This window comes from Legionella qingyii (assembly GCF_003990155.1).
Taxonomy (GTDB): domain Bacteria; phylum Pseudomonadota; class Gammaproteobacteria; order Legionellales; family Legionellaceae; genus Legionella; species Legionella qingyii.
On the sequence record NZ_RZGX01000030.1, the window covers coordinates 1 to 13448 of the forward strand.

A 13448-nucleotide genomic window follows, 5' to 3' on the forward strand; every position below is an offset into this window, starting at 1 on the left:
ATCACTGATCAAATGCTCCGGAATCGGTGATCAAGTAATGCCGGAATCTCTGATCAAGTGTTTCCGGAATCTGCGATCAAATGCGGCCGGAATTGGTGATCATTTCGCTCCGGAATACACAAATAGTTCTTAAACGGGAAATTGAAGCAAATACGTTCTATGAAACGTTGAAAAAAGATGCACAAGCCGTGGCACAAAAAAAAGGTTTAACTTCGATTTCATTCGAAGAAGTATTAGAATATGGCGCTTACAGTTCAAAAAATGATGAATTTGCTGAACGTATAAATCAAGCTAAAATGGAGGGTAGAAAATTAACCAGTCTTGATGTAGTGCAATGCCATATGCAAGGGATTATGTATCTTCCTCCAGAGACAATAGCGAAAAAAATACTAGCGTACTCCCGATTTATCCCCATAGGCAGTAACACATTTTTTAGCATGGAATCAGCTCTTTCTCGGTTAAAAAACTCTAAGCTTATTGAATTAGTTAAAAATGGGAAATTAGATTCGTCAAATGCATTCGAAATAGATACAAAACTAGGTTTTAACCCAACGCTCGAACCATTAGTTAACCTACTGGTATCACCGCTTGGTCTAAAAATGATGAGAAAAAATTATATTTCAGGTTGGTTTTCAATCATCTATTTTAGCGAAGACTCTCTTAAGTTAATCATATCCCCTCTAGGATTCAAGCTATTTGAAGATAACCACATCCAATCAATGGGTCAATTGGTTCATATTCACCCTTCCTACTACCACAAACTATTCAGTGAGAAAGGATTAAAACTATTTACCGCAGGTAAGTTATTTGTTTCGGAATCTGGTATGTTACAAAATGCTCAAAGAGAATTTTTAGATCCGGAGCAATTTGAACAACTATTTGAGAGCATTTCAGATCAAGGTAATACGCTTTCAGCAACCTTATAATTGAATCAAACCGATACGAGTATACGAATGCCGCATTCAAACAAATTGTTTCTGCTACACTTACAGCATGGACCTCTAACATAGCTAATAAGGAATAGCATTAATGCAACTGAATGACCTTATTGAAATTTTTCGTTTACCTAAAATTACCATTAACTTAATGTGCGAAAAAACAATCGAAAATGACCCATTTTTTGCAAAAATAGTTAAAAACTACTATCAAGAGACACTGAAGCAACATAAAGCTTTCTTTTTTATTAAAAGAAATAAATATGGTGTAGCCCTTTGCAAATTACCTAAAACATTCAACGATTATTTTATGCAACTTGAAGGATCTGCTCGTCGAAACTACAAAAAAGCGAATAAATTTGGATATTCTATGCAAAAAATTAATTTTAACGAGCATTTAGAAGACGTTAGAGAAATTTGGTTATCAACACCTATAAGGCAAGGATTACTTCCACAATATATAATCGAAGGTTCAGTAAGATCTCACAATAATCCACCTTCATCTACTGAATACCATGATTATCCTTACTTCGGCATCTTTAAGGAAAGAAAATTAATTGCATATGCGTCGTGTTTTGTTGCCGGGGAACTTTGTCAAATCACAGAGATTTATGGCCATTTTTTATTTCAAAAAGATGGACCTGTGCCAATGCTTATCATCGATATAGCCAGAGAAATCCTGAGGTCCTATCCAAATGTTAGATATTACAGTTATGGCAACTATTTTGGCGCATCGAAATCAATGAGGCGTTTTAAGCGAAAATTTCTGTTTAAACCACATAAAGTACTATGGAAATTAAACTCTACCGACACTATGTTGATTTATCGTCTGGATTTAACTGAGATGCCATCTGACATTTCGATTCATCAAGGAGATTTCTTTTTCATATCTGGAGTCAGCGAAATTTTTAATCATTTCATGACATTACTACTAAACTTAAACTTTTTTGAAGTACTTAAAACGTGCTTAAAAATACTTTCTGGCCGACGCATACTTTTTGGGGTGAAGTTAGGTAAAACAATTATACAATCTGGATGGGCAAATATTGGATTTTGCAAATACTATGCTATCGAATTAAATAGTATTGCATTGGGAACATTATGGACTTCTCCAGCAAATCGAGGCCAGGGACTAGCTCCTGCAGCATTAAAGCACACAATTTTTCTACTTTATAAAAAAGGATTTAAACGTTTTTATATTGATACTACAGTCTCCAATCAAAACGCTCAAAGGATGATTCAAAAAGTGGGTTTCGACCTTATAGATAAAAAAATCATATAAAATATTAAAGTGATGTTCAATCTCAATAAGATCGGATTTAGTTTGTTGTGCTACCTGCGGCCAATCTTGACGTGTTATATCCCATGAAATGTTCATTCCAAATCTGATTACAATGTGACTCAATATTTCAAATCAGTTAACAAAGAAGTATAATTGCCGCTTTTTTATTCACGGTGGTGATTGCGATGACAATATTGGCTGTTTGTGGACCTATAGGTAGTGATTTTAAGGCGTTCAGTGAACAATGTCATTCTCTATTAAATACAGAAAATACTCTATTGATTGATAGTTCTACTTATAAGTCGATCGATTTATTATTATCTGCGATTAAAAGTGCGCCGGGCGATATCATTATTTTTGGGGCTGATATTTTTCTAGATGGAAAATTACGTTCTAATTTTGATATCAAAGTGTTTCTTGAACTAGATTCAGACCTGTGTCTAAGTAATTATTTAAAATCATTCGATAAAAATGAATGCAATCTTGAAGAGCAACTAAATTACTATCTTACTCAGATTAAGCCTTTAAATGAACAAGTTAGATTATCCGCCAAATATGCTGCTTTGCGCCGTCCACAAGCGAGTCCAAATGATAAATTAATTGAGTTGCTTATTAATGAAGACGATAAAACAATAAATAAACACCAAATTCTGTCTGCATCTTCTAAAGATATGTTCTGGAAACCTGAATCACAAAGTAAGCAAAGGGCAAGTTCTGAAAATACTGTTTCATTTGAATTTTCGCCGTTATCAAACTAATTAACGCCTATCTTAAATGCTGGCAGCTGTCTCTTGAGTACATTTTGGCTCAAAAACCAGCTGCCAAATATCATTAAGCAGATTCACTCAACCTAAAAATCCGCTCCATAAGATTGCCAAAGCTGCCTTATTCTTATGCTACCTTATGACCTATGCGCCTAGAAGATTGGATTTTTATCAAATACATTGAATAAATCGACATCGAGAAGTACAATTAAGACTCATTTTGATCTGGATAATACTAATATGACACATTCTCTTCCACAACCACTTCTTGAAGAAATAGTTTCTCAATGTGAATCAATTGAAGAAATTAATAAAATGCTAAATGCAATTGTAGGGCCTGATGGACCTATTCCTGATGAAATAAAATGGGAACTAAAAAATAGATTAATCGAGATCGAATCGGTCCTTGAATTTAATGATTGGTGTTTGGAGTTCGTGCGTAGGCAAAAAGGAGTTAGCGCGTTTATATTGAATATTATTGAAAATAGAATTTCGAATCCCCTGCAAAGACTCTCCACATTGTATTTATTACTTACTCAATATAGCCAGACCGCTCCACAGCAAAAGATTGGTCTCAATATAGCACTCAATAAATTGATTGAACTTATAGGGTATAATATACCTGCAATTTCGAGTGAAATCATTAACGTACCGATTAATACACTTAAACCTTTTTTTAGTCCATCTAAAAGTTTGGTAGCAATTTCAGCTTTGTTTTATAAAGTGGGAATAATCGATAAATTAACCATAAAAGCTCAAGAAACTACGCTTAGTTTGGATGAGTTTTTGTTTTATACAGCATTTGCTACTGCACAAGATATCATGACACTTCCAGAAAGGCCTTTAAACACCATCTCCCAAGCTATCACACTACATCCTGGCCTGCGAGAGGATAGCCAACCAAAAGATAGATATCAATACTTATTGCTTAAATACTCAATGGCGAAAGTTTACTTATTGAAATCGAACGCAGACAACGACCTTTCTGTTGAATTGAGTCGTCTTTTGAACCAAGAGACGCGCAGTCAATTAGCTCAACATAATGCAGCACCCTATGCGTTACTTCCAGTTGATTATATGGACGGACCTCTAATCAACATCACTAATTTAAGTTTGGCAAGAGCGCAATGGAATGGGTTGTATTTAGCAAGAACAAACATACTGAATGCCAGCTTAATCGCATCACAATTATCGAATAGTCAACTACCGCACTCTATGTTGAACAATGTAACTCTTTCAGACTCACTTATTAATGGAAGTGATTTATCGAGTTCAAATATAAATAATGTTGATTTAACTCGTGGCTCGCTAATCGGCACGCGTATGCAAAAAGCCATGCTGTCTGGTCGCATAAGCTTTAATCATGCTGTTTTGGATGACGCAATTCTTAGTAATGTATATTGTATTCCTAATAGCGAAATTGATTTTAGTCATGCCCGACTTAATAGAACTAATCTGGATCAGACCTCTTTTTCTAAGGTTAATGAAAGCTTCCCAGAAGGAAATCATATTAATTTTTCAAGAGCCAATCTCCAGCAGGCAACACTTACTCATGTTTGGTTGGAAGGCAGGAATGTGAACATGGAATACTCACGATTAGTTGATGCTAATGCAGGTGGCGCCCATTTAAAATATGCCAACTTAAAATACGCTGATATGAGAGGAATTAATCTATCTCATGCTGATTTAAGTGGTGCTGATTTAAGTGGTGCAATACTTAGTGGCGCGAATTTAACAAATGTTCATTTGAAGAATACCAAACTAACCGGCGCCAAATTCCTGGATTTATCGCCAATGTCATTAGCCCAACCTACACCAGCTTTTATTGAGTTAGTGAGTAATTTAACTAATGAGCTTGATCGTTTAATGAATACATATAGTAGTGAGCAACTAGAGGTCATTAACTTAATCGCTGCTCAGCAAATCAGAGAAACTGTTATGAACAGAGATGATTGGGACAATGAATCGAAGGCCGATTATTTACAACGAGCTTTAATGCACCCAGTCTTCAAACATCAGAATATTATGAATCTACTCTATTCACATTCTATGAAGATGCTTGGTTTTCTAAGCGATCAAAACGGACTGTCTCCAAGCCAACAGTGTATAAAGAGTGCGCTGGATGAATTGGATAGTAATTATCAATTAACACTTGTGGAGCCTGTTTAATAATCGACTCATTTCGATTGATCGGATCGTTTCTCTTTATCGGAACTTAAGGTTCATATGATACAACAATAGGTAGTGAATTTGAGTTTTGTATTAGGCCAAATGACCAGAGGTATCATCCCTTTTTTTAACAGGTTTTCGAATTCCTAACAGGCAAATTGTTTATATTGTGTCATTCCCGCGCAGGCGGGAATCTATCCATCAAGTTAGTTCATTACTTTGTTTGTGAAATGGATTCCGCCTGCGCGGCAATGACTCGGATTATTAAAAACTCTTGTATTTAAAAAAAGGTGATACCTCAAGTCAAATACCTCAACCTATTTACTCTAGATTGTTTTGCTGTGCTTATCAGCCCAGCCTACATTTACTGTCGCGAAGTTGTATCTATTATAAAGTTAACAGTATACCTTGCTCAGGTTTAATTAATTCTACGCCAATATCATTTTCCTGGGACAATTCGTTTATAACCTGTCTTCTTACATCGTCTTTAGAATTTGAAAAATCCGCTAATTTGGGTTTGATGTGAGTAACCACAACGGGTAATCCTCGTAGTGAGTTTCTCAAATCTAAAGGGTCAACAATCGATGCCAATTGTCGCAATTCAGCCATAAATAAGTTGGGTTTTAAATGGCCAAATAATTTGTTATCTGGTTGTGAGTTTAAAAATGAGCACTCCAGCATGATGGCATGAAGCTGCTTATTTCTTATGAGTGGCGCGATCTCGTTCCAAAGACGCTCCATGTTTGTCGATTTTTCAATGCGATCGGACCCTGTATCACCAAAATATAAGATATATTCAGTCTTATAGCGGATTAAAAAAGCGCTTGATGCCATTCCACCATGACTCAAAGGGAATACTTTGACGTGCAGATCCATATTAGGAACAGCAACCCACTCCAATAATGGCAGGGTTTGATAATGCTGATAATTCAAGTGCGGAATTGCTCCTTTATCGCCAAAATTCCCCCAAACAGACCAGTTAAAAACATTGTTTTGTAATGCCTGCATTGTTTCTTCGCGTGCCAAAATGGTTTGCTGTTCGCGCAATTCAGGTTGTGCGATCACAAGACCCATAAGATGATCAAGATGTGCGTGAGAAATGAGGTACGCTGGAATATGTTTTTGCAGTAAATCCTCTACATTTTTAGTACGCACTGACTGTCTATCGACTGCAACTTTAAGCCCATGCACCAAAGTTCCCCCATCAAGAGCCACATAATTTTCGCTCTCAATGGCCTTTAATAAATAGGCTGATAAATTTCCATCGTTTAAACCCCCATAGACTCCAAGAGGAATAATTTCGAAGACGGGTGCACAATATGCGGTGTGAGACAACAGAAAAATAAACATTGTAATCAATAAGTGGCGCATGTGGATTTCCTATCAATGATTCGGGGATTTTTCTAGATAATATAGTATTCAAGCTTATTTCAACCACTGTATTTACACGATGTGCAGCAGCACTAATTATTAAAGTGACTTTATGCACGTTTGCATAAGATCCTGGAGTGAAATAAATACCCTATGATTTTTATGTATATTCAGTTGATCATTATGATTAAATTAATAAAAACCTTTGGCATCAAGAATCAAATAGAGCAAGTCCGCCAGGAACGGACCACTTATATCGGTTTTTTAACAATGCCACTGGAGAAAAAGAGCGGTTGGTGCCCAAAGAACTACCGATCTTTTAATCCCAAACCACATTAAACAGGACTTATGCCCCAAGGTCGAGGCAAAAAATGTTTTTAATGAGAAAGTTTAGAGATACTAAATGACCAAATTAAAAGCATTTTTTAACGAAGAAATTGGGGTTTTCCGTAAGTCCTGATTAAAATTAAATCTACTATTTGCATCTATAAGTGCCAGTCACTATGAGGGGTGTATTTGCTTCTTGGGTGTAGAAATTTTAAATGATATCCTTTCCTTCCATTACACTCCTATTCTTGGATGAGTGTAGTGAGAAGTTACAACGCTGTTAGGTGGTGAATGAGGGAAAAATTTTCCTCTTTTCTGCAGGACGAAGAATCAAAAAGGAACTAACAACATGCTGAAAACGAGTCAAATGAGTGAAACCTTGCGTCAATCAGGTATTCGTGCGGCGAGCACGGAGTGTGAAAAAATTGGCGGCATTAATTTAGGCCAGGGTATTTGTGATTTGCCTACCCCTGAGGTAATCAAACAAGCGGCTATACGTGCAATTGAACAGGAAAAAAATGTGTACTCTGCTTGTGAAGGAGTATTCAATTTACGTCATGCTATTGCCAATAAAATTCAAACGTTTAATAAAATCCCCGTTCACGCTGAAACAGAGATTCTGGTGACCCACGGTTCTACGGGCGCATTTATTTGTGCGACGATGTCTTTATTTAATCCAGGCGATGAAGTTATTTTGTTTGAACCCTTTTATGGCTATCACAAAAATATTTTGGAGCTGTATCAGGTTAATGTTAAAGCGGTGCCTATTAATTTACATGATTTGAGCATTCAAATCGAAGATCTTGAACAAGTGATTACTCCTAAAACTCGCGCGATTGTCCTATGCACACCATGTAATCCTTGTGGAAAAGTTTTTTCTGAGCACGAATTATTAGCGATTGGCGAAATTGCAGAACAATATAATCTAGCAGTGATCACTGATGAAATTTATGAATACATTACTTATCCTGGTTATAAACATGTGTCGTTTGCTCGTTTAAAAAACTTTAAAGAGCGCACGATTACGATTTCAGGATGTTCAAAAACATATAATATGACGGGATGGCGTTTAGGTTATGCTAGTGGTCCGGCACATGTAATTGCAAAAATGGCCTTGGTTCAAGATTTATTGTATGTGTGTCCTGCGACACCGTTACAACATGCGGCAATCGATGCGTTCAAATTACCAGAAAATTATTATCAAACAATGTGTCAAACCTATTTGGAAAAACGTGATCATACTGTTCGTGAGTTACGTGATATTGGCTTTGAAGTGACCGTTCCTCAGGGGGCATACTATATTATGGCTGATTTTTCACGTATGGGTATTAAAGATGATGCCACCATGACACGCATGTTGCTTGAACAGGCCAAAGTTGCCGTGGTTCCTGGACGTTCTTTTTATTTAAATGCCGAAAAAGGAAAACATGTATTACGTTTTTGTTATGCGTTGAGTAAAGAAAAAGTAGCTCAAGGTTTAAAACAGATAAAGCATGGCCTGGTTCCATGTCCTTCCTAAGACCTAGGTTGCATTAATAAGCATTTTCAGCAAGCAGAGGATCATTGCTCTGCTTTCTTAAATAAATTATCTATTGGCATTTCGATGTACTTTATTAATTTTTATATAGATATTGAATAAGCGCCGCTTTGATTGCTTAGACTATTCTCTTGGACTATAGTTAAAATTTTAATTAACAAGGTATTGAGGAAGATGGTTATGGATGGGAACAATATGAATACAACGGGTAAATGTCCGGTAATGCATGGTGGTATTACTTCTTCCAACAGATCGAATACGGACTGGTGGCCCAATACCTTGAACCTCGATATATTGCATCAGCATGATACCAAAACGAATCCAATGGGATTGAAGTTCAATTACCGTGAAGAGGTCAAGAAGCTCGATTTTGCGGGATTAAAGAAAGATTTGCATATTTTGATGACTGACAGTCAAGAATGGTGGCCTGCGGATTGGGGACATTATGGTGGTTTGATGATTCGGATGTCCTGGCATGCAGCTGGTTCATATCGTGTGGCTGATGGTCGTGGCGGTGCAGGAACAGGTAACCAGAGGTTTGCACCTTTAAATTCTTGGCCTGACAATGTAAATTTGGATAAGGCACGCCGGTTGTTATGGCCTATCAAGAAAAAGTATGGCAACAAACTTAGTTGGGCTGATTTGATCGCTTTAGCAGGTACTATCGCTTATGAGTCCATGGGACTTAAAACGTTTGGTTTTGGCTTTGGCCGTGAAGATATTTGGCATCCAGAAAAAGACGTTTACTGGGGCTCTGAAAAGGAGTGGTTAGGTGCTGCACGTTATAAGGACAAAAACCGTGAATCTCTGGAAAACCCGCTAGCAGCAGTACAAATGGGATTAATTTATGTGAATCCGGAAGGGGTAGATGGACATCCTGACCCTCTTCGAACAGCCCAGGATGTGCGCGTGACCTTCGGACGTATGGCAATGAATGACGAAGAAACTGTCGCCCTTACCGCTGGAGGTCATACCGTTGGCAAGTGTCATGGTAATGGTGATGCAAAGCTTTTGGGACCTGCACCTGAGGCAGCACATATTGAGGATCAAGGTCTTGGTTGGATTAACAAAACCACTAGAGGCATTGGTCGTGATACAGTTTCAAGCGGTATTGAGGGTGCCTGGACAACACACCCAACGAAATGGGATAACGGATATTTTCATTTGCTTCTTAATTATGAGTGGGAACAGAAGAAAAGCCCGGCAGGTGCCCACCAATGGGAGCCAATTAATATCAAGGAAGAAGATAAACCTGTCGATGTTGAAGACCCTTCCATTCGTTACAATCCAATCATGACCGATGCGGACATGGCCATGAAAATGGATCCTATATATCGTAAGATTGCTGAGCGTTTTTACAAAGATCCTGATTATTTTTCCGAAGTCTTTGCTCGAGCCTGGTTCAAACTCACTCATCGCGATATGGGTCCCAAATCACGCTACATTGGCCCTGATGTTCCAACAGAAGATTTGATTTGGCAAGATCCCGTGCCTCTAGGTAATAAAGATTATGATGTAGATGCGGTCAAAAAGAAAATAGCTGCTAGCACCCTCAGTATCAGTGAAATGGTTACAACTGCATGGGATAGTGCGCGAACCTTCCGTGGTTCAGATAGGCGCGGTGGAGCAAATGGAGCTCGCATCCGATTGATGCCACAAAAAGACTGGGAAGGCAATGAGCCGCAACGACTAGGAAAAGTACTAAACGTTCTTGAAAAGATTGCCACGGAATCAGGCGTTAGTGTGGCTGATGTGATTGTACTTGCCGGTAATGTTGGTATTGAAAAAGCGGCTAAAGCGGCCGGTTTTGATATTACGGTTCCCTTTGCTCCTGGACGTGGTGATGCAACGGATGAGATGACTGATGTAGCCTCCTTTGATGTGTTAGAGCCTCTTTATGATGGTTATCGGAACTGGCTTAAGAAAGACTACGCTGTCAGTGCAGAAGAGCTCATGCTCGAACGCACGCAGCTGATGGGACTCACAGCTCCAGAGATGACAGTCCTCGTTGGAGGCATGCGAATGTTAGGCACAAATTACGGCGGTACCAAACATGGTGTTTTTACAAATCATGAAGGGGTTCTGACCAATGACTTTTTCGTCAATCTTACTGACATGGCAAATACATGGAATCCAATAGGTAGTAATTTGTATGAAATTCGTGACCGAAAAACAGGTAATCTTAAGTGGACAGCTACCCGAGTAGATCTTGTTTTCGGCTCCAATTCGATTCTTCGCGCCTATGCCGAGGTATATGCTCAGGATGATAACCAAGAAAAATTCCTGCAGGATTTTGTTGCTGCCTGGGTGAAGGTTATGAACGCAGATCGTTTTGATTTGACATAATACTCGCAGGCTTTGAGCAAGATGTGAACGACACTAATACTCTTGCTTACAAAAAGAGTATTAGTCAGGACTTCTAAAAACTCCAAGGTCGAGGCAAAAAATGTTTTTAATGAGAAAGTTTAGATAGACTAAATGACCGAATTAAAAACATTTTTTAACGAAGGGATTGGGGGTTTTCGTAAGTCCTGTTAGTATCAAATAAGTAACTATGTGAGAACTAAGATTATGAATGACCCAATGCATATCGTTTGCCCCCACTGCCATACCATCAATAGACTGCCCGAATCACGCTTGAATCAACATCCCAATTGTGGAAAATGCAAGAAGGAGCTTTTTGATGGAAAACCAATCCAATTGAACCAAAAGCTTTTTGAACAGCACATCAATCGTAATGACATCCCTGTATTGGTCGATTTCTGGGCGCAATGGTGTGGGCCTTGCAAAATGATGGCTCCCTATTTCGAATCTGCAGCAGGTCTCCTCGAGCCTAAAGTGCGATTAGTCAAAGTAAATACTGAGACCGAACACGCTTTAGCTTCCCATTATACCATTCAAAGCATCCCAACTCTGATGCTAATTGTTCATGGAAAGGAAGTCGCCAGACATTCAGGGGTCATGGGAGTACAAGATATAGTTCGATGGGTAAACCAGCAACTAAGCTGAGTGGATATGCCCTTCCTAAGATTCAGGTTATGCTCTAGCATTTTCAAAATATCTAATGCTCCTTGTCCTTTTTAAATTCAAAAATTATGACATTATGTATATAATGGCCACAAATTAATAAAAACAAGAACAGGGACTTATCATGAAACGTTATTATTTCAATAATTCAAAAAATTACATCGACAGCCATGAGCAGCTTTCAAAGGAACAACTCGAACAACTAAGTGAAATTATGTCATTTTTTCCTTACAAGAATAAGGAAAACTGGCCAGAACTCTTTATGTCATTTCAGCCAGAAAAATATTCTGCTAAATTAGTTAATTTGGCTGCTAACGCGTTTGATCACAATGGCTATACCATGCTTGGAGTGGCTTGCGAGTACGGTGAAGATGTTGGAATAGTCCAAAGACTGATTGATATGGGTGCCAATCCGGATAAACCGGATCACAACATGAAAAAACTACCATTGCATCGCGCAATAAATAATCAATTGTCGAATTCTAACCGTGATTCATTGGAGGCCGTAGCTGTTGTTGAATGTCTTCTTAAGAATGGGGCCAATACGCTACATGCTTGCTTCCAAAATAGAACACCTCTATTTTTTGCTCAATCTCATCATTTTCATGCAGCAGCAAAACTCATAAAAGACCATATACGTTGTTCCAGAGATTATGAAAGGCTTCAAAAATCATTGCTTTCAGGAAATATGCATGGTTTAAAACAAACGTTGTATGGCTCTAAGGAATTAGGATTATTCATTACAACATTGAAAGGTTGGTCTCCTATATTTGCAGCCCTTCACCAAAGTTATGCTCACCCAAATACACTGAGTAGTCTAACACTATTAAAAAAGCATCATGTTGATTTCAATAGTACCTTTTACGTTAAAACCTATTCAGGTATACCGGTTTATTGCTCGGTTAATCCTATTGCCTATTTATTATTACGTGGCGGTGACTCAAGGCTAATTGGTTCGTTAATTAAACATGGTGCGGATCCTGATCATTATTCCATAGCCATAGTCAAAAAAATTATTGAACTTAATCCTAATAATAAAGTATTTGATTATGATATTAAAAACGATAAGAACCCATATGATGTCAACTCAAGAAAATTGCTCGCATTATTTGAGTCACAAACCGCCAAAATTAATCAAGATATCAGCAATACCAAATCCACCGGACTAGGACTATTTGAAGCACAAGTCGATAAGCCAAGTGAAGATATAGATATGAGCGATGAGGAAATGGCGAGTAGCGTATTCGGTAAGGGCTCATTCACTGCAATTCGATATAATTGAGAATGTAAGTTACAAACTCGATTCAATCGCAGCGAACTTAAGCTGGGCTATAAAAGCCCAGCTTAAGCTTACAAATAATATTGACTGTCTTTAGATATAAAAAGATCGCGATGAGCTGTCATGTTATCTCGTGTTTCTTCAGCAAATGCCAATAATTGATTAATTTCATTTAAATCAATCACTTCTCGAATAGACTCTTTTACATTCCCGGTTTTAAAAAGAGATGGGGCACGATTATCAGCTGCTTTGATCAAGGCTTTTAAATCCCGCTTAACTTGTTTCAGTTCCTGTATTTTTTGAGGTAGCTCAAAAAAATAATCTCTTAAGCGATGGTTGTATTCCGTAAACGCAGATTCTGTTAATTTATCAGTACCAAGACTAAATTTGGCATAATTATTCATTTTTTCATTCTTAAAATAGTCTTGATTATTTGGTGTCTTTAGATCTTGTATGGTCTTTTCATAGATGTTTTTTTTGATCAAATAATTATACAGAGAGCTCGGTATAAATGCACCAGGATCGGTTATAGCCTCAATAGATTCTTTTAACTCGACAAACCGAACCTTTAGATCGCTTGCTTCAACAATATAAGACAGTTTTTTTCTCTTTCCCATGACTGTAATTTGATTGATAACTTATGGAAATTGTATTTTATAATTGCTTTTTTAACAAGTTTTAATCATCTTGGTGACATTTTTGTAGGCCACTTGTGAACGCTTGACTCACTTAAGATAATGGACAGTGATTCAAAATA

At 37.7% G+C, this 13448-nt stretch carries 10 protein-coding genes; 8 read left to right on the top strand and 2 right to left on the bottom strand.

All coding sequences use genetic code 11. The annotated features are described in order from the left end of the window. Nucleotides 1–80: 80 nt before the first annotated feature. The 4 genes from ELY20_RS15885 to ELY20_RS16925 all read left to right on the top strand — a co-directional run bounded on the left by ELY20_RS15885 (nt 81) and on the right by ELY20_RS16925 (nt 5150). A complete protein-coding gene (locus ELY20_RS15885) occupies nt 81–926 on the top strand; it encodes a hypothetical protein (RefSeq protein ID WP_127059512.1) in 846 nt (281 codons plus the stop codon). Between the two features lie 103 nt (nt 927–1029). Continuing rightward, nucleotides 1030–2217 (top strand): GNAT family N-acetyltransferase, encoded by a 1188-nt coding sequence (locus ELY20_RS15890; RefSeq protein ID WP_110144018.1) that lies wholly within the window; start codon nt 1030–1032, stop codon nt 2215–2217. Nucleotides 2218–2402: 185 nt separating this feature from the next. Beyond that, a complete protein-coding gene (locus ELY20_RS15895) occupies nt 2403–2975 on the top strand; it encodes a nucleoside/nucleotide kinase family protein (RefSeq protein ID WP_110144019.1) in 573 nt (190 codons plus the stop codon). A 246-nt stretch (nt 2976–3221) separates the two neighbouring features. Continuing rightward, nucleotides 3222–5150 carry a pentapeptide repeat-containing protein gene (locus ELY20_RS16925; protein WP_199739268.1) on the top strand — a complete coding sequence of 643 codons (1929 nt, stop codon included), beginning with the start codon at nt 3222–3224 and terminating at the stop codon, nt 5148–5150. 387 nt (nt 5151–5537) lie between these two features. On the opposite strand, the gene ELY20_RS15905 is transcribed toward ELY20_RS16925, so the two are convergent. Continuing rightward, entirely contained in the window at nt 5538–6521 is a 984-nt protein-coding gene (locus tag ELY20_RS15905) for an MBL fold metallo-hydrolase (protein WP_110144020.1), read from the bottom strand. 676 nt (nt 6522–7197) lie between these two features. Here ELY20_RS15905 and ELY20_RS15910 point away from each other — a divergent pair. The 4 genes from ELY20_RS15910 (at nt 7198) to ELY20_RS15930 (ending at nt 12694) form a co-directional block, all read left to right on the top strand. Next, nucleotides 7198–8367 (top strand): pyridoxal phosphate-dependent aminotransferase, encoded by a 1170-nt coding sequence (locus ELY20_RS15910; RefSeq protein WP_110144021.1) that lies wholly within the window; start codon nt 7198–7200, stop codon nt 8365–8367. 198 nt (nt 8368–8565) lie between these two features. Further along, nucleotides 8566–10731, top strand: a complete 2166-nt coding sequence (gene katG, locus ELY20_RS15915; protein ID WP_165831648.1) for a catalase/peroxidase HPI — start codon at nt 8566–8568, stop codon at nt 10729–10731. Nucleotides 10732–10956: 225 nt separating this feature from the next. Next, nucleotides 10957–11394, top strand: coding sequence for a thioredoxin TrxC (gene trxC / locus ELY20_RS15925; protein WP_110144022.1), 438 nt, complete (start codon nt 10957–10959; stop codon nt 11392–11394). 142 nt (nt 11395–11536) lie between these two features. Continuing rightward, nucleotides 11537–12694, top strand: a complete 1158-nt coding sequence (locus tag ELY20_RS15930; RefSeq protein ID WP_110144023.1) for an ankyrin repeat domain-containing protein — start codon at nt 11537–11539, stop codon at nt 12692–12694. Between the two features lie 68 nt (nt 12695–12762). Here ELY20_RS15930 and ELY20_RS15935 read toward each other — a convergent pair whose 3' ends face one another. Next, entirely contained in the window at nt 12763–13308 is a 546-nt protein-coding gene (locus tag ELY20_RS15935; protein ID WP_110144024.1) for a hypothetical protein, read from the bottom strand. Nucleotides 13309–13448 lie beyond the last annotated feature (140 nt).

Excerpts from the sequence above, each read along its gene's own strand:
- ELY20_RS15885 (WP_127059512.1), top strand. The coding sequence starts at position 81 with ATGCGGCCGGAATTGGTGATCATTTCGCTCCGGAATACACAAATAGTT.
- ELY20_RS15890 (WP_110144018.1), top strand. The coding sequence starts at position 1,030 with ATGCAACTGAATGACCTTATTGAAATTTTTCGTTTACCTAAAATTACC.
- ELY20_RS15895 (WP_110144019.1), top strand. The coding sequence starts at position 2,403 with ATGACAATATTGGCTGTTTGTGGACCTATAGGTAGTGATTTTAAGGCG.
- ELY20_RS16925 (WP_199739268.1), top strand. The coding sequence starts at position 3,222 with ATGACACATTCTCTTCCACAACCACTTCTTGAAGAAATAGTTTCTCAA.
- ELY20_RS15905 (WP_110144020.1), bottom strand. The coding sequence starts at position 6,521 with ATGCGCCACTTATTGATTACAATGTTTATTTTTCTGTTGTCTCACACC.
- ELY20_RS15910 (WP_110144021.1), top strand. The coding sequence starts at position 7,198 with ATGCTGAAAACGAGTCAAATGAGTGAAACCTTGCGTCAATCAGGTATT.
- katG (WP_165831648.1), top strand. The coding sequence starts at position 8,566 with ATGGATGGGAACAATATGAATACAACGGGTAAATGTCCGGTAATGCAT.
- trxC (WP_110144022.1), top strand. The coding sequence starts at position 10,957 with ATGAATGACCCAATGCATATCGTTTGCCCCCACTGCCATACCATCAAT.
- ELY20_RS15930 (WP_110144023.1), top strand. The coding sequence starts at position 11,537 with ATGAAACGTTATTATTTCAATAATTCAAAAAATTACATCGACAGCCAT.
- ELY20_RS15935 (WP_110144024.1), bottom strand. The coding sequence starts at position 13,308 with ATGGGAAAGAGAAAAAAACTGTCTTATATTGTTGAAGCAAGCGATCTA.